Raw genomic sequence first — 18,610 nt, 5'->3', positions numbered from 1 at the left:
TGGATTCAGCGAATTACGTCGTGCCGATTTGCGCTCGCAAGTCAATGCCAGCGAATCGGACGAGGCGGAATTCAACGTAGCTGCGGATTCGCGGTCGCAGCTTGCGCAGCTCCTACAGTCGGGCTACGGGCTTGCGCGGTAGATTGATCTGCGTTACGGCGGTCGGATCGGTATCGGTGATCGCCGACTTTCGCGGTCGCCGCTGTCCACAACGCCTGTGGACAAGCCTGCGGACACACGCCTTGCAATCGGGTTTCACGCCTTATGCCGCAAGGGCTCGGCAAGTTTGGCTAAATTTTAGCCACAGCGAAATCGCGCTACCGATGCTCGATGGCCCGCGTCACGCGACCGCCCCGCTCACTCATCGTCGGGCCACTTCGGCATCGCCGGCGATCCGCTGGGCTTGGGCATGCGCTGCGCCGCGACCGCTTCCCAGACCTTGATCGCATCCACCGTCGCGGCGACATCGTGCACGCGCAGCAGCTTGGCGCCGCGCTGCGCCGCGATCAGGTGCGCGGCGACCGAGCCGTGCACGCGCTCGCGCGCGTCCTCGCGCCCGGTCAGCTCGCCGATGCTGCGCTTGCGCGACAGCCCGGCCAGCAGCGGTACGCCCAGTTCGGTGAATCGCTGCAACTGCGCCAACAGGGTCAGATTGTGTTGCAGGGTCTTGCCGAAGCCGAAGCCGGGATCGACCACGATGCGCTTCTTGGCGATGCCGGCCATTTCCGCGGCGAAGATGCGCTCGGCCAGAAAGCGGTGCACCTGCGCGACTACATCGTCGTACTCGGGCTGGTGCTGCATCGAGCGCGGTTCGCCCTGCATGTGCATCAGGATCACCGGCACGCCCAGTTCGGCAGCGGCGTCCAGCGCGCCGTCGCGGCGCAATGCGTAGACGTCGTTGATCAAACCCGCGCCGGCCGCGACCGCCGCGCGCATGACCTCGGGCTTGGAGGTGTCGATGCTGATCGGCAGGCCGGTCTCGCGGGCCAGCCGCTCGATCACCGGAACGGTGCGGCGCAGTTCTTCCTCGACCGGCACCTCATCGGCGCCCGGCCGGGTCGATTCGCCGCCGATGTCGAGCGCGTCGGCGCCTTCCGCGGCCAGACGCAGGCCGTGCGCGACCGCGGCTTCCAGGGTGTCGTGGGCGCCGCCGTCGGAGAACGAATCCGGGGTGACGTTGACGATGCCGAGCACGCGCGGGCGGTCGAGGACCAGGGCGCGGCCGTTGCAGTCCAGGGTCGGGGCGAGGTCGAACATGGGTGGGTCCGGGGGGCTTGGGGATAGCGAATGCTACCGCTTGCGCCGCCGTTCCCTTCTCCCGCTTGCGGCGACCGAAGGGAGTGCAAGGCTGAGAAGGTGGTCCGAAGGACCGGATGAGGGCGCGCGGAGTTACCAGTCGACGGCGCGACCTGGGTTGCCCCTCACCCCAACCCCTCTCCCGCTCGCGGGAGAGGGGCTAAGTCAAAAACAAAAAACCGCCGGGGAGTGCCCGGCGGTTTTGTTGGATCGCGTTGAACGTAGCTTCGGTTGGTTAGGTCTGCGCCGCAGGCCCACCAATCGCGCCGGGACGGTTGTCGTCCTTGGTCACCTTGCCAGACTTGGCCCAGTCCGCCGGCGGACCCGGCTCGCGGCCGGCCATGATGGCGTCGATCTGGGTGGCGTCGATGGTTTCGTACAGCAACAGCGCATCGGCCATCACGTGCAGCTTGTCCAGGTTGTCCTTGAGGATCTGCGAGGTGCGGCCGTAAGCCTTGTCGAGGATCCCGCGCACCACTTCGTCGATCTTGCGCGCGGTCTCGTTGGACACGTTCTTGTGCTGGGTGACCGAACGGCCGAGGAAGACTTCGTCCTCTTCTTCGCCGTAGGCGATCGGGCCCATCTCATCGCTCAGGCCCCACTTGGTGACCATGTTGCGGGCCATCTTGGTCGCGCGCTCGATATCGTTGGACGCGCCGGTGGTGACCTTGTCGACGCCGAAGATCAGCTCTTCGGCGACGCGGCCGCCGTACAGCGAGCACAGCTGCGATTCGATCGCCACCCGGTTCATCGAGTACTTGTCGCCTTCCGGCAAGTACATGGTCACGCCCAGGGCGCGGCCGCGCGGGATGATGGTGACCTTGTAGACCGGATCGTGCTCAGGCACGACCCGGCCGACGATGGCGTGGCCGGCTTCGTGGTAGGCGGTGAGCTTCTTCTCGTCCTCGCTCATCGCCATCGAACGGCGCTCGGCGCCCATCAGAATCTTGTCGCGGGCCTTGTCGAAGTGCTCCATGCGCACTTCCTTGCCGTTCTCGCGCGCGGCGAACAAGGCCGCTTCGTTGCACAGATTGGCGAGGTCCGCGCCGCTGAAACCCGGGGTGCCGCGGGCGATGGTCATCGGCTCGACGTCGTCGGCCAGCGGCAGCTTGCGCATGTGCACGCGCAGGATCTGCTCGCGGCCCTTGACGTCGGGCAGGCCGACCACGACCTGTCGGTCGAAACGGCCCGGACGCAGCAGCGCCGGGTCGAGCACGTCGGGGCGGTTGGTCGCGGCGATCACGATCACGCCTTCGCCGCCTTCGAAACCGTCCATCTCCACGAGCAACTGGTTGAGGGTCTGCTCGCGCTCATCGTGACCGCCGCCGAGGCCAGCGCCGCGATGACGGCCGACCGCGTCGATTTCGTCGATGAAGATGATGCACGGCGCGTGCTTCTTGGCCTGCTCGAACATGTCGCGCACGCGGCTGGCGCCGACGCCGACGAACATTTCGACGAAGTCCGAACCGGAAATGCTGAAGAACGGCACCTTGGCCTCGCCGGCGATGGCGCGGGCCAGCAAGGTCTTGCCGGTACCCGGCGGGCCGACCATCAGCACGCCGCGCGGAATCTTGCCGCCGAGCTTCTGGAACTTGGACGGATCGCGCAGGAACTCGACCAGCTCGCCGACTTCCTCTTTGGCCTCGTCGCAGCCGGCGACGTCGGCCAGGGTCACCTTGACCTGGTCCTCGCCCTGCAGCTTGGCCCGCGAACGGCCGAAGCTCATCGCGCCCTTGCTGCCGCCCTGCTGCATCTGGCGCATGAAATAGACCCAGATGCCGATGAACAGCAGCCACGGCAGCACGTTGACCAGGATCATCACCAGCGACGGGCCGCTCGACGGCGGGGTCTGCTCGGTCACGACCTTGTGGTTGATCAGGTCGTTGATCAGGTACTGGTCGCGCGTGGCGTAGGTGGTGAACTTGCTGTCGTCCTTGCGCGTGCCGGTGATGGTCGTGCCGTCGTCGGAGAACTTGACCTCTTTAATACGGTCGTTCTGGACCTGGGCGACGAACTGATCGTAGGGCAGCACATCGGTGCCCGGGTTGCGCGGACCGAACGTCTGGAACACCACCATCAGTACGACGGCGACGATCACCCAGAGCAGCAGATTCTTGGCCAAATCGTTCATGTATTTCCTACCCTGCGGCCCGCTGGGGCCGATGTCCTCCGACGCCTCGTGCGCCAGGGGTAATGCTCAGATTGTCACACACCCGCGCCGGAGCACCTGACGAGATTCGGCCGCTTCGGCCCCGGGCGCAACCACCCGTTGGTCCTACGCTCAGCTCGCCGCCGCTTTCTTGCCCTGTGCCAGCGCGTACACCTCCGGCGACCGCTTGCGCGAGGCCGCCGGCTTGCGGATCGAGACCTTGGCGTAGCGACGGCGCAGCTCGCGCACGTAATCGTCGAACCCCACGCCCTGGAACAGCTTGATCAGGAACGTGCCGTCGACCCTCAGGTGCTTGTCGGCGAAATCCATCGCCAACTCCGAAAGGTGCATCGCCCGCGGCAGGTCCACCGCGTCCACGCCACTCATATTGGGGGCCATGTCCGACAGCACAAGGTCCACAAGTTGGCCGCCCACGGTCGCCTCCAGCTGGGCCAGGACCTCGTCTTCGCGGAAATCGCCGAGAATGAAGTCGACCCCGGCCAGACCGGGCATGTCCAGGATGTCCAGGGCGATCACCCGCCCGGGCTGCTTGGGATTGAGCCGGTCCAGCTCGGTGCGGACCCACTGCGACCAGCCGCCGGGGGCCGCGCCGAGGTCGACCACCACCATGCCCGGCTTGAGCAGGCGGTCGCGCTCGACCAATTCCTCGAGTTTATAGGCCGCGCGCGAGCGCAGGCCTTCGGCCTTGGCCTTCTTCACGAAGGGGTCGGAGAAGTGTTCTTTGAGCCAGCGCTGGCTGGATTTGCTGCGGGTCGCCATGGGCGGGCGGCCGTCCCGGTGGGGGTTGGGGGCGCCATGATACCCTGAGCGCCCTTTCCGCTCCGTTCGTGTGACCCGATGCCGACCCTGCTGACCTCCGCCCAGACCCGCTTCCTGCGTGGCCTGGCCCACGACCTCAAGGCGATGCTGCAGGTCGGCGGTAAGGGGGTGACGGATGCCTTGATCGCCGAAATCGATCTGGCCCTGGAGCACCACGAGCTGATTAAGGTCAAGGTCGGCGCCGACGACCGCGAGGTTCGCGACTCACTGATCGGTGAGATTGCGACCCGGACCGACTCCGCCCTGGTCCAACGCATCGGCCACACCGCCGTGCTGTACCGGGCCAGCAAGGACAAGCGCCAGATCGTGCTGCCGCGGGCCTGAGGGCCGGGATTCGGATCGGGATTCGGTCAAGGCTGAACGATGGACTGCCCGCTTTGGCTCGTCATCCCCGCGAAGGCGGGGATCCAGGGCCTCATCGCGACACGACTCTGAAGTCTCTGGATCCCCGCCTTCGCGGGGATGACGAGCAAAATCACCGCCTCCTCTCCCCTTCCGACTCCTTGCCGCCGTGCAACTGACCCTAGAACGCCCCGACCACGAATTCTTCCTGCGCGGCGCCGATGGCCGGATCGCGCTGATCAACGACCGCCAGATCCAGCGCAGCTTCGTGCTCGCGCCGAACCGGCTGATCGAAGACTGGCCGGTGCGCGATGCGCGCGCGCTGACCATCGAAGACCTGGAGCCCCTGTTCGCGCTGGAGCCGGAACTGATCGTGCTCGGCTGCGGCGCGACCCAGGCGTTCCCTCCGGCCGCGACTTTGGCCGCCTGCCTGCGCCGCGGCGTCGGTCTGGAATCGATGACCAATTCCGCCGCTGCGCGCACCTTCAACGTGCTGGCCGGCGAAGGCCGGCGCGTGGTCGCCGGATTCGTGCTGGGCGCGTGAACCTTCGGGCGCATCGCCTGCGTCCGGTTTTCTTGCTGCTGTGCCTGCTGGCGATCGCCGGTTGCCGCCCACCCTCGCCTTCCGAACGCTACGAGCGCTGGCTCGGCGAGGGACAACGCGGCGCGGTCGAACGTTACCGCGCCTACTTGCGCGCCCAAGGCGTCGCCGAAATCGTGCCGATGCAGCAGTTGCTGCGATCCGGGCGCCGCTGGCGCTGGTGCCGCGCGGCCGAATTCACGTTGCCGCCGCAATCGGCCTGGGCCGACACCGCGCGCACGCTGCGGCTGATCGGCGAACTGCGCAGCGCCGGCTTGATCGGGGGCGCCGAAATCACCTCGGGGTATCGCGAACCGGGCTTGAACCGCTGCGAAGGCGGCAGCACCCGCAGCCGACACCTGCACGGCGGCGCCTACGATTTCGATCTGGCGGCCGATGCGGATATCGCCGCGCTGTGCGGGTTCTGGCGCCGGCGCGGGCCGGCCAGCGGATTCGGCCTGGGTTTTTACGACCGCCGCCGTCTGCATATCGATACCGCGGGTTTCCGAACCTGGGGATCGGATTACCGCAGGCCGACGTCGCTTTGCGCCGCGGCCGCTGGCACGCGCGCAGCCAGGACGCCATAGAATCCGCACCGGCCGCGAACCAGTCATCACGCGACCACCGCATGCCCTCGATCGACGCGCTCAAGTCGGCAGTTCCGCTGGACCCGCGCGAGCGCAAGTTGTTGCGTTCGCGTTCGCTGATCCTGCCGGTCATGCTGGCGATCGACATCATCGTGATCGCGATCGTCATCGTAGCGCCCGATTGGTACGTGCCTCTCCCGATTGCGGCGCTGTTGTTCGGTCCGCCTACCGTCTATGCGGCGATCACCCGATCGCGCTTGTTCAACGATCTGCTGCGCGGAATCAAACTGGTCGGCAACGGTGTCGTCGTCGGCAAGGACCGGCGCCAAAGCGAGGATCAAACAACCTATCGCGTCCGCATACGTATTGGGCGCACCTCCAAGCCGTTGTCGTTTCGCATATCCGAGCCGCTGTACGACGCGCTCTACGAAAACCAGAACGTGCGCATCGCCTACGCGCCGCTCAGCAGGACGCTGCTCGAACTGGAAGGCGGAAACTGCGATTACGTCGCCGTCGACGACGAACGCATCCGCGACGACAGCTAGCGGCAGCGACCTGCGTCCGGCCGGGCCCGATACCCCGCGGCCGGCACAAGCGCCGGCCGCTGTTCGAACCGATCGACGGCGATAACCGATCAGACCGGAAGCGATTTCCGCTTATCGACTTCGGCGTCGCCGAGCCGGTAACGGTAGGAACCCGCGCTCAGTTCCATCACGGTCTCGCTGACGGGCACGTACCAAACCTCGATCGGCTGACCTTGCTGAATCGATTCGAACACCTGTCGCGGCAGCTTGAACTCGATCATGCGCGCCGACGCGCCGTCGGCGACGAAACCGAGGAGGCAATGCGCGCCAGCCACACGCAGCGTCGCCGCACGGCCGCTGGCGAACTGCTTGGTTCCCAACTCGATATCGTCGCGCACATAGCGTTTGCGGTTTTCGGCGATGGGGAAATTCAACGCGAGCATGAACACCAGGCACGCGATCACGAACGCCGCGCCGCCGCCCAAGCCCAGCGGCAACGCCAGCGAACCGACGGCTGCGGCCGCAAGCGACAACAGCGCCAGCACCTTCCAGTAACCGCCGGCTTTGGCGGCGAGCCGCTTGCGTTCGAGTTCGCTCAGCGGCCGCTGAGTCTCCGCTTGCGCGCTCCAGGTCGAGAGCTGTTCGAAATCGCCCAGCGGCAGGCTCCAGCCTTCTTCAGTCAAAGTCATCATGTTTTTGTCTCGCACTATTGGGGGAGTCGATCGCGAAGCAGCGCAGCAGATCCGCCGTCGTCGCGACCGTAGAGGCATTCCACGCCGGCGACGGGCAGACGCCGCCGAACGCTGTTTCGATTGCACGGGCCGCATCGATCCGGCTCGTTCTAAAACACGCGCAGACCATCGCGGCTCGCCGTCCATCGCGAGCGCGCAGCGCTTTAATTCGGTGCATCGGCTCCAAGCTCCCGCATCGGTTCGATTCGGCGATCAGCCGGATGCAGCTCCAAACAGCCTCGCCGTCCATGCACGCGCGCGATGGGTGCGGCGACGCCGCATTCCACGCTCGTAGACACAAGCTCGCTTGAGCGGCCGCGAGACCGCTCACAGACAGGGGTTGTGTTCGTCCGGCGATGTCGAGATGCCGATCCTCGGCTCTTCGCAATCCATCGCGGTGGTTCACCGATGCGGGCCGGGAGCGTGCGAGAACTTCGTTCGCAGCATCCCTCGCCACACCGCGGCGCGGACACTAGCACGCGATTTCCCGAACAAATGTTCGAATTCGCCAAGCATTCGAACGATTCGCGCGAGCAGTGATTCGATCTGAGATACAGGCCCGATTTTGCTGCTCAGTCAGTCGCGGGCGAAAACGCTATTCGCATCGTTGTGCATCCGTTCGCGGACGCGTCGCCTCGGCATTGCGCGAATCGCACGAAACCGCTGGAAAATAGCGCATAACCGATGAAGTACCGGCTTTGCGCATGAGCCGTTTCGCATTCGCATCGGACCTGCGTGCCTGTCGCTGCCGCCTGTCGTCTTCCTGTCGCCTTTCGTCGCCGCCAACTTCGTTGCAGAAGCAACGACCGCGCCGCAACCTCGCGCGATCGCGACCAAGGCCTCAGCGATCACTTATCGACCGGCTGCAACACCCGATCGCCCGCACGCTCGCCGCGCGTGGACTGCCAGCCGGGCTTGAGCCGCAGCGTCCAGCCTGGCCCCGACAACTGGCCGTCGCTGGTTTTCTCCGACGGCGCGGCCAGGATCAACATGCGCCAATCGGGCTTCATCAACGCGCCGTCGCCGACTTCCAGCGTGCCCCAATCGTCGCTGATGCGCAGATTCGGATAGACCGTGCCGTGCTCGCCTAAGGCTTGCAGGTTGCGCGGATCAAACTGGATGTTCATATGCTGCAATGGCAGGCGCAGCACCGGGCCGTCGACGAAACGGCGCAGATTGTCGGCGAACGCGCGTTGTCGCGCGAGCTCGCGCGCTTGCTCGCTCTGGCGCAAGGACGCACCGTCGTAACGCGCGGCACGCTGGTCCAGTTGCGCGTCGGCATCCAGGTCCGCGGCGGCCGGCAACAAGCCGTGCAAGCTCTTGGCCGTCGCGAGCCGCTCGCGCCAACCCGGCGCATGGCGATCCAGCAACAAGCCATACGCCGGCCCGGTGGCATAAGCGAAGGAACGCACGAAACTCGGATCGTCGACATGCGCGCGCAAGTCGTGCAGCGCCGCTTGCAGACGACGCTCCGGCGCGGTCTCGCCGACCATCACGCCGGTGTATTCGGCCAGGCCTTCGTTGAATTCGAGCGCGGCTTCGTCGTTGGCGGCATTGGGGAAATGCCGATAACGCTCGGCGCGAAACGCCAGCGCATCACCGATGGCCAGCGCCTGTGCCTGCGCATCGTCCGTCTGCAATGCGGCGGCCAGCGCGCGCCATTCCAACTGCAAGGTGTAGCGGCCTTCCAGCGTATCCAGATGCGCGTTGTCGCTGCCTTGCACGACGGCGATCCGCAACTGCGGACTCAAGCGATGGAACAACTCGTGCGTGATCAACACCGAACGCCGCCCGGCATCGTCGGGCAACGGCCACACCAACTGGGTCCAGTGAGTGCCCGACCAGTGCGTCGCGGTATTCGCCGCATTGTCCTTGGCCGGCAACGTACCGACGAAGACCGCGCCGCTGGCCTTCAATACCCCGTCGGCATCGGCCTGACTGGCGAGGATGGCGCGGGTTTTCGGCTCCACCAGCATGATCGGCGCGCACAACGAAGCGCCCCAGAGCTTGCCGCCGTCGGCTTCGCACAGCGTGCGCACTAAGGCGAATACTTCGGCGGCGCGTTCGAGCGGAATCGCGGATTCGCCCGGCGCTGTCGCCGCAGCGTCGGCAGCCGGCGCCGCGAACCAGAACATCGTCCCCAACGCACCCGCCCACATCGCAGACTTCATTCGCGCCCCGTCGATTCTGTCGTCGCACGGCGGCGCCGCACGCATGGCCTGGATGCTAGTTGCGGCGGCGAGGCCCTCGCAGTGTCGTTGGTTGGCTCCGCGCCATTGCAGATGTCACTGGCGCCCGAGCTTGGGATGGACCGTCGGATTCGGCGAGCCCGCGACCGCCTTCGACAAGCTGCGTTCGCTTCCCCGTGGCGTCGCGCAGAGCTCGCGCCTAAGCGCTCTGCCCCTGGGCAAGGTCATCGCAGATGGAGTATTCGTACGACGCCGTACTCAACTGAACGATGATCTTGCTTTGCGGAACATAGGCAATCCGAACCGCATCGCCTATGCCGACCGAGCGAAACATGACCTCGCCCACCTGGAAAACGATCGTCCGCGGCGGCTGCTCGTCGATCTGCGATGCCGGCATGCCGATGGTCCCTATCGTCGCGAGCCACAACCGCAAGCAACCCCGCCCGCGGCATCCGGTCGGCATCGTGCCCGATGCTGCGACCGCAGTCGCTCGGCCTGCGCCCTAAGCCGAGGCGATGCCCAACTGCGCGAGTTTCCGCGCCATGCCTTCGGCGGTGTTGAGCGTGTGCAGACAGCCGCCATCGGGCCGTCGATAGGAAATCACTCCGCCGTCGGCCAGCCGCGCGACCAGGACGACATCGCGCGCCAATGGGCTGCGGTGTTCCGATACGGGCACCGGGCCGCCCAGCAACTCCGCGAGGGTCAATTCGGACTTGGCGTTTTTCAGTACGTAGCGGCCCGGACAACCGACGATCCCGGTCCAAGGCCTGCCCGCTTTCAAGGTCGCGAAATCCATGCGCTCGCCCAACCCTTCGCCTGCGCGGCGAAGACGCGGCCGGCTTACTTCGCCGGCAGATACAGCATCGGATCGACCGGCTTGGCGTTGTAGCGCACCTCGAAGTGCAGCATCTCGCGCGCCGCGCCGCTGCGGCCCATTTCGGCGATCTGTTCGCCGGACTTGACCAGTTGGCCTTCGTTGACCAGGCGCTTGCGGTTGTGGCCGTACGCCGACAGCCATTGTTCGTTGTGCTTGACGATGATCAGCTCGCCGTAACCGACCAGGCCGGTGCCCGAATACACCACCACGCCGTCGGCGGCCGCGCGCACCGGGGTGCCGCTGGCGCCGCCGATGTCGATGCCCTGCTTGGTCGGCTCGTTGGCGACGTAGCGGCCCAGCAGCGGGCCGTCGGCCGGCCAGCGCCAGCGGATGCCGCTGTTGATCGGCGCGGCCGGCGCCGGGGCCGGCGCGGTGGCGCGCGGCGCGGTGCCCGCGCTGGGCGAAGATCCTGAGGACGGACGTTCGCCGCTGGAGGGATACAGGCGCAGACGCTGGCCCGGGTTGAGGCTGTAAGGCGGCGAGAGATTGTTCCAGGCGGCCAGGTCGGCCATCTGGATGCCGTTGTTGGTGGCGATCCGGTACAGGCCCTCGCCGCGCTGCACGGTGTAGGTGGCGCCGTACTTCGGCCTGGACGCCGCCGGCGCCGGACGCGCGCCGCTGGGGCGCGAAGCGCTGGGACGGTTGCCGCGGGAGGGTTCGCGGACGACGCTGCTCGAACAACCGATCAGGGCGAGCGATGCCAGGATGCAGGCGGCCATCGCCAGAGTCGGGGTTCGGGTCGTCTTGCTCATGCCTGTCCTCTTAACGCTTACTGCGCCGCTGCTCGCGCGGGTGAATTGCCGGAGATGTCGCCGCCGCGGTCAGTGTGGCGGCAGTGCCGGCTTAGTGTTGTGAACGCCAGACCAACCAGGCGACGGCGGCCGCGACCAGCGCGGTGGCGATCCAGCCGATCGGCTCGATGTAACGGCGCAACGCCGCTTCGGCCCGCTCGCCGCCGATGCGGATGGCCAGCGCCAGCAGGTACACGCGCTTGCCGCGGCCGATCAGCATGCTCAGCACGTATTGCAGCATAGGCACGCCGACGATGCCCGACGCCCAGGTGAACACCTTCATCGGGATCGGCATGAAGCCGCCGACCACCAGGAAGAAGAACACCGCCCACGGCGACTCGGCCATCTTGGCCTGCACGGTGGCGATGCCCGACTCGATCGCCGGCAGCATGCCCAACGCGGCGAACATCGGCTTGAGCGCCTCGAAGGCGTAATGGCCGAGAAAATAGCCGACCAGCGCGCCGGCCATCGAGCCGAGCAGGCTCAAGGTGGCGAACCAGAACGCGCGCCGCGGCTGCGCCACCGACATCGGCGCCAGCATGACCTCGGGCATCACCGGGAAGATGATCGCCTCGATGAAGCTCAGGCCGGTGAGATAGGCCGGCGCGTGCTTGTGCCGGGCCCAGGTGATGGTGCGCTCGTAGAGCGGGCCGAAAATCTTCAAGGTGAAAAGCCGTCCTGTTGCGGGTTCAGTCGATCATGCCCGACAGCAGCGGCACGAACACCACCGGCGCGAGCGTGTGTTGGCTGATGTTGCCCTCGGCGTCCTTGCGCAGCTTGAGCAGCGACTGCGAGGAGGCCGCGCCGACCGGGGCGATCAAGGTGCCGCCCGGCGCGAGTTGTTCGGTGAGCGCATCGACCAGCGCGGGCGCGGCGGCGGTGACGATGATCGCGTCGAACGGGCCGTTCTCGGGCCAGCCGATGCGGCCGTCGTCGTGCTTGCTGCGCACGTTCAAGCCGAGTTGGCGGAAGCGCTTGCGCGCGGTGCGCAGCAGTTCGCCGATGCGCTCGACCGTGTGCACTTCCAGGCCCAGCGCGGCCAGGATCGCGGCCTGATAGCCCGAGCCGGTGCCGATCTCCAGCACCTTGCCGGGAATGCCGTCCTCGAACAGGGCCTCGGTCATCTTGGCCACCACCCACGGCTGCGAGATGGTCTGGCCGTGGCCGATCGGCAGCGCGGTGTCTTCGTAGGCGCGCATCGCCAGGGCTTCGTCGACGAACAGATGGCGCGGCACGGTACGGATCGCGTTGAGCACGCGCTCATCGCGGATGCCGGCTTCGCGCAGTCGCTCGACCAGGCGGTCGCGCACCCGCTGCGAGGTCAGGCCGCTGCCGATGGCCTCGGGTTGCAGACGCATGCGCTGGATCATGCCCCGCCCTCCACGGCCGCGCCTTGCGGCCGCGGTTCGTCGAGCGAGGCGGCCAGGCCGCCGACCCAGCTGGCGACCTGTTCCAGGGCCTGATAGCGGGTCAGATCGACATGAATCGGGGTGATCGAAATATTGCCGGTGCGCACGGCGTGGAAATCGGTGCCCGGCCCGGCATCGGCCTCGGCGCCGGCCGGCCCGATCCACCACCACGGGCGGCCGCGCGGATCGGTCTGCTGGACGCAGGCCTCGGCGCGATGGCGGTTGCCCAGCCGGGTGACTTCGAAACCGGCGACCTCGGCCCAGGGCAGGTCCGGCACGTTGACGTTGAGGATGGTGTCGGCCGGCAACGGATCGGTGCGCAGGCGGGCGATGATTTCGACCGCGGCGCGCGCGGCGGTCGGGTAATGGCGTTGCTCGCCCTCGCCGTGGGCCAACGACACCGCCACCGCGGGCAGGCCGAGGAACCGGCCTTCCATCGCCGCGGCGACGGTGCCTGAATAGATCACGTCGTCGCCGAGGTTGGTGGTGGTGTTGATGCCGGACACCACGATGTCCGGTTCCAGCTCCAGCATCCCGGCCAGGGCCAGGTGCACGCAGTCGGTGGGCGTGCCGTACACCCGCCAGGTGCGCTCATCGAGTTGGGTGACCCGCACCGGCATGTCCAGGGTCAACGAGTTGCTGGCGCCGGAGCGATCGCGATCGGGAGCGACCACCAGCACTTCGTGACCGGCGTCGCGCAGCCCCTGAGCGAGGATGCCGATGCCGGGCGCGTCGACGCCGTCGTCGTTGCTGACCAATACGCGCATGAGTCTCCGCTGGTGAAAAGACAGGCAATCAGAGCGTGAATGATACCCGATAGGGCGACCGCCTTCCCGCGCCGCGGCCGCCGGCGCGGAGCGTATGATGGCCTCGGCCCGCCGGGACGCAGGTATACAGGTACGGCATGGAGTATTGGGATCATATCGATCGGGTAATGCGCGCCGGCACGCTGGAGGAGATCAAGGCGGCCACCAGCGCTTACACCCGCGCCGCCGGATTTCAGCATCACGGCTACGCCACCCGCCTGCGCGAACCGCTGGTCGGCGGTGGCGGCGACTTCGTTTATTTCGAGGACTTCGACAGCGATTGGTCGAAGTCGTATCCCAAGCTGATCACGCCGCAGTCCGAGCAGAGCGATCCGCGCATCGTGCTTTCGCGCGAGGGTTTTCCGGCGGTGGCCTGGAACTCGCGCGGCCACACCAGTTACGAGGCGCCGCGCATCGCCCTGGCCCTGCGCACGCGCAAGACCCTGATCCAGGCCGGCGAGTTCGGCCTGCACGGCGGCATCACCGTGCCCAGTTGGTCGCCGGGCACGCGCTGGGCCTTCACCACCTTCACCCACAAGGCGCAGCTGGACCCGCGCGAGTTGCTGCCGGTGCTCGGCGAGTCGGTGTACTTCGTCAGCTGCATGCACGCGGCGATGGACCGGGTGCTGCGCCGGCCGGTCGGCGCGCCCAAGTTGAGCGATCGCGAATGCGAGGTGCTGCGCTGGTCGGCGATCGGCAAGACCTCGTGGGAAATTTCGATGATCCTGCACATCAGCGAGCGCACGGTGAACTTCCACCTGCAGCAGGTCTCGCGCAAGCTCGGGGTCAAGGGCCGGCGCGCGGCTTGCGCGCGGGCGGTGGCGTTGGGGTTGATCGTGCTGTGAAGCGGGGCGCGGGTTGGCGCTGCCGCATGTTCGCATCGCAGGGTCGCGCCGATACGCAGGTCGTAAGCGCTGGATAGGCGCCTCGGCCGCTTTGCCGAATCTGCCGATTCGATGGCGCCCTCAGGTCTGAGTTTTCGCGCTCGCAGCCGCCCGACGCGCAGCGCCGTCGCCTGGAATTTCCGACACTTCCGCTCATACCGCGCCTGCCGCGCGATCGCATGTTGGGCGCGCGCGCTCAAAACCGAATGCCCTGTCAGTTTTGACAGTGCCGGCGTCCGCGGGTCGGGCCGTATGGTCAACTTCGTCCATACGGTGTCGCCGTCGCGTGCGCGACGCATGGCGCGAGGGGACGGCCTCGGCGCACCGACATTGCCAGTGTTTCCCCGGTGCCGGCCCGATTACCGACGGGTCGCAGGTCCCAAGGAAGGGCCGGGGCTTTTATTCCCCCAGTCGGCGCGGAATTCGCCCGCCGAAATCGGGGCGGCGGTGCGACCGGATCGGCATCGCGGCGATTATCCTGTGCCGATGACGCTCCCGCCCGACCGCCCCGCCCCGGACACCGACGGCGACGACGATGACGACGCGACCTTGTTCCGCGCCGCGATCGGCGAGGTCCGCCGGCTGCCCGAAGCGGCGACGCCGCCGGCCGCGCCCAAACCCAAGCCGCGGCCGCGCATGGCCGAACGCGACGAAGCGCTGGCGCGCGAAGAATTCCGCCACGCCCTGGACGAAAGCCTGCTGCAGGCCGGCGACGCGCTGAGCTATCGGCGCGAGGAACTGCCGGCGAAAGTATTCGCGCGGCTGCGCCGCGGCGAGTTGTCGGCGCAGGAAGAACTGGATCTGCACGGCAGCCCCGCGCGCGAAGCCGAGGCGCTGCTGCGCGCCTTCCTCAACGACGCCCGCACCCACGAACTGGGCTGCGTGCGGATCATCCACGGCAAGGGCCGCAACGGCGTCAGCGACTATGTCGACAGCCGCGGCTCGCCGGTGCTGAAGAACCTGGTCGACCGGATGCTGCGGCAACGCGCGGACGTGCTCGGCTTCCACTCCGCGCCGCCCGCGCAGGGCGGCACCGGGGCGGTGCTGGTGCTGCTGGCCAAACCGCAGCGGCGGCGGTGACGCCGCGCGCCGTTGCGACCTCGCCCAGCGATGGGGTTACGGCTGCGGCGCGGGCGTACGCGCCAACTTGCGCCGATCCGGCGGATTGACCCAGACCACGTCGATACCGCGGCGCCGCGCCACCCGTTCCACCGTCGCCACGTACACGCTGTCGCGATCCGGGCTCGCGGCTGGGTGCGCTGACATCGGCGCTGCGGTGTGGGCGGTCTTGGTCTGCGTGCCTGCGCACGCGGCCAGACCGAGCATGGACAACGACAGGACGGCAACACGCAACGATGCGTTCATGACCTTGGCTCCCTGACGTGCGTTGAACCCGGCCGCGCTGGCCGCCGGGCGGCAACCGGCCCCTGCCGGCTGTTATCTCGGCTTATACGCCGGCGAAAATCGTGAGCCAGTGCGGGTCGATACCATCCGACGAGCGGTCGTGTTGGGTGTCCGAATGCGGCGTGTGCGGGATGAAATTGGCGGGTCGGGGAGCCGTCCCGAGGTGGCATTCGGATGCAGGAGCGACTGCGAGTACGGTGGCAACATCGATACCGAACGCCGCCGCTCCCCTACCCCGTCATTCCGGCGAAAGCCGGAATCCATTTTGACTTTGCTTTCGCTGCGATCGCGGCGATGCCGAGAGCAAGATCAAAATGGATTCCGGCTTTCGCCGGAATGACGGAGTGGTGGATTGGCTGGCCAGCAAAGACCTGCTTGAGCTACGGCTCAGAAGATACCGGCGACCCGCGAGGAACCACCGGCGAGCAGCGACCATCGCCCTCCGCCCGCGCCTTCAAACGCGCGCCCTAGCGCACGCCCTCGATCTGCCCCAACTCGGCCAACACCACCGTCGCATACGCGCCCGCCGGCAGCACGAACGCGACTTGCAGCGCGCCGTCGTCCAGCCATTGCCAGCTCAACCCGTCCGGACGCAGACGCAGCGCGCGCCGCTCCTGATCCATCCCGGCCGCTTCCAATCCCGCGCGCAAGGCTTCGGCCTGTTCGCCGGCCATCGCATCGAGTTCCAACCCGCGCACCGCGTCCTGGCTACGCAGCTCGCCGCGGCCCCACAACGGCCCGCTGGGATGAATGTCGAATGCGGCCAGACGCTGCGCCAAGGTCTCGCTCCAGGGCTCCGGGCCGAACACGCTGCGGCTGCCGGCCAGCGACCACACTTCGCCCGCGAGCGCCTCGCCGTCGCGCAGGCCGTCCCAGTTGCCATCGCGCACCCGCGCCGCCAGCACCCGGTTGAACAATTCCGACCGTGCCGCCGACAGCAACATGCTGCGCTGTTCGCGCTTGACCCGGCGGCCGGCGAACATCGCCAGCGCATTGGCGACGTTGTCGCCGTCGCGGCCGAAACGCTGTTCGCCGAAATAATTCGGCACGCCGCGCTCGCCGATCCGGCGCAGCCGCTGTTCGATCGCTTCGCGCTCGCCTTCGATTTCGCGCAGGGTCAATACGAAACGATTGCCGGCCAAGGCGCCGCGCGGCAGTTTCTTGGCGTGCCAGTGATGCTCGAGCACGCGCAGGTCGTCGCTCTGCAACGCCGCCAGATCCGGCGCGACGCGCTTGGGCAGATGCACGCTGAAACGCTGCACGGTGACCGCGTGGCGGTCCTTGAGCCCGGCATAACCGATGCCGACCTCGCCCACGCCGGCCCATTGGGCCAGCCGTTTGGCCGCGAAGGCGGTGTTCATGCCGCGCTTTTCCACAGTCAGCAGCAAGTGCTCGCCGCTGCCGGTGGCCTCGAAACCGGGCAGTTCCTCGACCCGGAAATCCTCCGGCGCGCTGCGGATGCGCGCGCGCAACGCGGCCTCGCCGTTGGCGCGCGGCAAGGCCGGCTCGGCCGACGGATCGCGCAGTTCGCTCATGCGGCCACCAACAGGCAGATCGCCATCGCGGCGATGCCTTCGCGGCGGCCGGTGAAACCCAGTTGCTCGCTGGTGGTGGCCTTGACGCTGACCGCGTCCACCGCCACGCCCAGATCGGCGGCGATCGCCTCGCGCATCGCCAACGCGTGCGGTCCGACCTTGGGCCGTTCGCACACCACCGTCACGTCGCAGTTGCCGAGCCGATAGCCGCGCTGGCCGATCAGCGCGTTGCAATGGCGCAGGAACTGGCGGCTGTCGGCGCCGCGCCAGCGTTCGTCGCTGGGCGGGAAATGCTGGCCGATGTCGCCCAGCGCGAGCGCGCCGAGCATCGCATCGCACAGCGCATGCAGGACCACGTCGCCGTCGGAATGAGCCAGCACGCCGCGATCGTGCGGCACGCGCACGCCGCCGAGCATGACGTGATCGCCGTCGCCGAAGGCGTGGACGTCGTAGCCCTGGCCGATGCGGATGTTCATTGAGATTCCTTGGAGGTAACGCGTTTATTCGGAAGCGAGCGGCGCTCGCGGCCGTCGCCGAGGGGGCGCAACAATAGCCATATTCCGCCGACTGCGACAGCCAGGGAAATCGCCAACTCCAGGCAAATCCGCAGCGTCGATGGCGGCGCTGCGAACGGATCGGCGTCGTTGGACATTTGCGCGCCCGCCGGATCGAACAGCGCCCACAGTGCGAACACAGCGAACACCAACCCGCCCAGAACGGCCGAACCGCCGATCGTGCGGGTTATCGCAGCCATCGATTTCATCGTCCGGGTCGCCTCAGCGTTTGCCCAACAGAAACTCCGCCAACGCCAGATCCGCCGGCGTGGTCACTTTCAAATTGTCCTCGCGCCCTTCGACCAGACGCGGCCGAACACCCGCGCGCTCCATCGCCGACGCCTCATCGGTGACGACCACGCCTGCGGCCGCAGCTTCGGCCAAGGCGGCGGTCAGCGCGCCGCGGCGAAACGCTTGCGGCGTGAACGCGCGCCACAGCCCGTCGCGCGGCTCGGTGCCGACGATGCGGTCCTGGTCGGCGCGCTTGAGCGTGTCGCGCAGCGGCGCGCCGAGGATCGCGCCTTGCTCGCAAGCTTCGGCGGCGTCGATCAGGCGGCCGATGTCTTCGCCGCGCAGATTGGGCCGCGCGGCGTCGTGCACCAGCACGAGCGTGTCGTCGCCGAGTTCGGCCGGCAACGCGCGCAATGCGGCCAGCACCGAGTCGCAGCGCTCGCCGCCGCCGACGCAGCGCAGCACCGGCTTGCCGTGCAACTGCGTCCAGCCCGGCCACAGCGCGTCGTCGGCCGACAGCGCCAGCATCGCGCCGGCCACGCGCGGATGCGCCAGCAGCGCGTTGAGCGCGTGTTCGATCAGCGGTTTGCCGGCGGCGTGCAGGTACTGCTTGGGCGTGTCGCCGCCGAAGCGTTTGCCGCGGCCGGCGGCCGGGAGTACGGCCCAGATCATGGTGTCGGCCCGGTGCTGGATGCGGCTCGGATGGGTTGGTGCATTTTCACTGGTGCAAATGTTTCACTCGCCATTCCGCCGAATCTTTCACCCGCCGTTCCGACGAATGGTGCACCCGTCATTCCGGCGAAAGCCGGAACCCATTTTGACTTTGCTTTCGCTGCAACCGCAGCGATGCAGAGAGCAAGATCAAAATGGGTTCCGGCTTT

General features: G+C 67.5%; 23 protein-coding genes. 6 read left to right on the top strand and 17 right to left on the bottom strand.

Annotated features, from left to right (window positions below):
• Positions 1 to 357: 357 nt before the first annotated feature.
• The 3 genes from folP to rlmE all read right to left on the bottom strand — a co-directional run bounded on the left by folP (position 358) and on the right by rlmE (position 4,225).
• Complete coding sequence (gene folP, locus V7787_RS27355; protein WP_336090451.1) at positions 358 to 1,257, bottom strand: dihydropteroate synthase; 900 nt, start codon at positions 1,255 to 1,257, stop codon at positions 358 to 360.
• Positions 1,258 to 1,531: 274 nt separating this feature from the next.
• Positions 1,532 to 3,427 carry an ATP-dependent zinc metalloprotease FtsH gene (ftsH, locus tag V7787_RS27350; RefSeq protein WP_336090450.1) on the bottom strand — a complete coding sequence of 632 codons (1,896 nt, stop codon included), beginning with the start codon at positions 3,425 to 3,427 and terminating at the stop codon, positions 1,532 to 1,534.
• A gap of 150 nt (positions 3,428 to 3,577) precedes the next feature.
• Positions 3,578 to 4,225, bottom strand: coding sequence for a 23S rRNA (uridine(2552)-2'-O)-methyltransferase RlmE (rlmE, locus tag V7787_RS27345; protein ID WP_336090449.1), 648 nt, complete (start codon positions 4,223 to 4,225; stop codon positions 3,578 to 3,580).
• A gap of 78 nt (positions 4,226 to 4,303) precedes the next feature.
• Here rlmE and yhbY point away from each other — a divergent pair, with 78 nt between their 5' ends.
• The 4 genes from yhbY (at position 4,304) to V7787_RS27325 (ending at position 6,339) form a co-directional block, all read left to right on the top strand.
• On the top strand, positions 4,304 to 4,609 hold the full coding sequence (gene yhbY, locus V7787_RS27340; protein WP_336090447.1) for a ribosome assembly RNA-binding protein YhbY: 306 nt from the start codon (positions 4,304 to 4,306) through the stop codon (positions 4,607 to 4,609).
• A gap of 187 nt (positions 4,610 to 4,796) precedes the next feature.
• Complete coding sequence (locus V7787_RS27335; protein ID WP_336090446.1) at positions 4,797 to 5,171, top strand: Mth938-like domain-containing protein; 375 nt, start codon at positions 4,797 to 4,799, stop codon at positions 5,169 to 5,171.
• Between the two features lie 179 nt (positions 5,172 to 5,350).
• Positions 5,351 to 5,794, top strand: coding sequence for a D-Ala-D-Ala carboxypeptidase family metallohydrolase (locus tag V7787_RS27330; RefSeq protein WP_336090445.1), 444 nt, complete (start codon positions 5,351 to 5,353; stop codon positions 5,792 to 5,794).
• Positions 5,752 to 6,339 (top strand): hypothetical protein, encoded by a 588-nt coding sequence (locus tag V7787_RS27325; protein WP_336090443.1) that lies wholly within the window; start codon positions 5,752 to 5,754, stop codon positions 6,337 to 6,339. The genes V7787_RS27330 and V7787_RS27325 overlap by 43 nt, the downstream gene beginning before the upstream one ends.
• Positions 6,340 to 6,428: 89 nt before the next feature.
• Here the strand turns inward: V7787_RS27325 and V7787_RS27320 are convergent, their stop codons facing one another.
• From V7787_RS27320 to surE, 9 genes are all read right to left on the bottom strand, one after another.
• Positions 6,429 to 7,010, bottom strand: coding sequence for a hypothetical protein (locus V7787_RS27320; RefSeq protein WP_336090442.1), 582 nt, complete (start codon positions 7,008 to 7,010; stop codon positions 6,429 to 6,431).
• A complete protein-coding gene (locus V7787_RS27315; protein WP_336090441.1) occupies positions 6,994 to 7,299 on the bottom strand; it encodes a hypothetical protein in 306 nt (101 codons plus the stop codon). The genes V7787_RS27320 and V7787_RS27315 overlap by 17 nt, the downstream gene beginning before the upstream one ends.
• A 598-nt stretch (positions 7,300 to 7,897) precedes the next feature.
• Entirely contained in the window at positions 7,898 to 9,220 is a 1,323-nt protein-coding gene (locus V7787_RS27310; RefSeq protein ID WP_336090439.1) for a hypothetical protein, read from the bottom strand.
• Between the two features lie 217 nt (positions 9,221 to 9,437).
• The gene (locus V7787_RS27305; protein ID WP_336090438.1) at positions 9,438 to 9,635 is read right to left on the bottom strand and encodes a hypothetical protein; all 198 of its coding nucleotides are present in this window, start codon (positions 9,633 to 9,635) and stop codon (positions 9,438 to 9,440) included.
• Positions 9,636 to 9,740: 105 nt separating this feature from the next.
• Positions 9,741 to 10,034: a hypothetical protein gene (locus tag V7787_RS27300; protein WP_336090437.1), complete on the bottom strand. Its 294-nt coding sequence runs from the start codon at positions 10,032 to 10,034 to the stop codon at positions 9,741 to 9,743.
• A gap of 44 nt (positions 10,035 to 10,078) precedes the next feature.
• Positions 10,079 to 10,867 carry a peptidoglycan DD-metalloendopeptidase family protein gene (locus V7787_RS27295; RefSeq protein WP_336090436.1) on the bottom strand — a complete coding sequence of 263 codons (789 nt, stop codon included), beginning with the start codon at positions 10,865 to 10,867 and terminating at the stop codon, positions 10,079 to 10,081.
• Positions 10,868 to 10,958: 91 nt separating this feature from the next.
• A complete protein-coding gene (locus V7787_RS27290; protein WP_336090434.1) occupies positions 10,959 to 11,570 on the bottom strand; it encodes a YqaA family protein in 612 nt (203 codons plus the stop codon).
• 25 nt (positions 11,571 to 11,595) lie between these two features.
• Positions 11,596 to 12,276 carry a protein-L-isoaspartate(D-aspartate) O-methyltransferase gene (locus tag V7787_RS27285; RefSeq protein WP_442965333.1) on the bottom strand — a complete coding sequence of 227 codons (681 nt, stop codon included), beginning with the start codon at positions 12,274 to 12,276 and terminating at the stop codon, positions 11,596 to 11,598.
• Positions 12,273 to 13,082 carry a 5'/3'-nucleotidase SurE gene (surE, locus tag V7787_RS27280; RefSeq protein ID WP_336090431.1) on the bottom strand — a complete coding sequence of 270 codons (810 nt, stop codon included), beginning with the start codon at positions 13,080 to 13,082 and terminating at the stop codon, positions 12,273 to 12,275. Before surE ends, V7787_RS27285 begins: the two co-directional genes overlap by 4 nt.
• A 137-nt stretch (positions 13,083 to 13,219) precedes the next feature.
• Here surE and V7787_RS27275 point away from each other — a divergent pair, with 137 nt between their 5' ends.
• Together V7787_RS27275 and V7787_RS27270 are read left to right on the top strand one after the other, a co-directional pair.
• On the top strand, positions 13,220 to 13,966 hold the full coding sequence (locus tag V7787_RS27275) for a helix-turn-helix transcriptional regulator (protein WP_336090430.1): 747 nt from the start codon (positions 13,220 to 13,222) through the stop codon (positions 13,964 to 13,966).
• 525 nt (positions 13,967 to 14,491) lie between these two features.
• On the top strand, positions 14,492 to 15,085 hold the full coding sequence (locus V7787_RS27270) for a Smr/MutS family protein (RefSeq protein WP_336090428.1): 594 nt from the start codon (positions 14,492 to 14,494) through the stop codon (positions 15,083 to 15,085).
• A gap of 36 nt (positions 15,086 to 15,121) precedes the next feature.
• Here the strand turns inward: V7787_RS27270 and V7787_RS27265 are convergent, their stop codons facing one another.
• From V7787_RS27265 to ispD, 5 genes are all read right to left on the bottom strand, one after another.
• A complete protein-coding gene (locus V7787_RS27265) occupies positions 15,122 to 15,370 on the bottom strand; it encodes a hypothetical protein (protein ID WP_336090425.1) in 249 nt (82 codons plus the stop codon).
• Positions 15,371 to 15,876: 506 nt separating this feature from the next.
• Positions 15,877 to 16,944, bottom strand: coding sequence for a tRNA pseudouridine(13) synthase TruD (gene truD / locus V7787_RS27260; protein WP_336090423.1), 1,068 nt, complete (start codon positions 16,942 to 16,944; stop codon positions 15,877 to 15,879).
• Entirely contained in the window at positions 16,941 to 17,414 is a 474-nt protein-coding gene (gene ispF, locus V7787_RS27255; protein ID WP_336090476.1) for a 2-C-methyl-D-erythritol 2,4-cyclodiphosphate synthase, read from the bottom strand. The genes truD and ispF overlap by 4 nt, the downstream gene beginning before the upstream one ends.
• A 2-nt stretch (positions 17,415 to 17,416) precedes the next feature.
• Positions 17,417 to 17,707 (bottom strand): hypothetical protein, encoded by a 291-nt coding sequence (locus tag V7787_RS27250; protein ID WP_336090420.1) that lies wholly within the window; start codon positions 17,705 to 17,707, stop codon positions 17,417 to 17,419.
• Positions 17,708 to 17,720: 13 nt separating this feature from the next.
• A complete protein-coding gene (gene ispD / locus V7787_RS27245) occupies positions 17,721 to 18,401 on the bottom strand; it encodes a 2-C-methyl-D-erythritol 4-phosphate cytidylyltransferase (RefSeq protein WP_336090418.1) in 681 nt (226 codons plus the stop codon).
• Between the last annotated feature and the right edge of the window lie 209 nt (positions 18,402 to 18,610).

The sequence above is a fragment of the Pseudomonas sp. CGJS7 genome (assembly GCF_036961695.1).
This window is presented reverse-complemented; position numbering and strand designations above follow the sequence as displayed.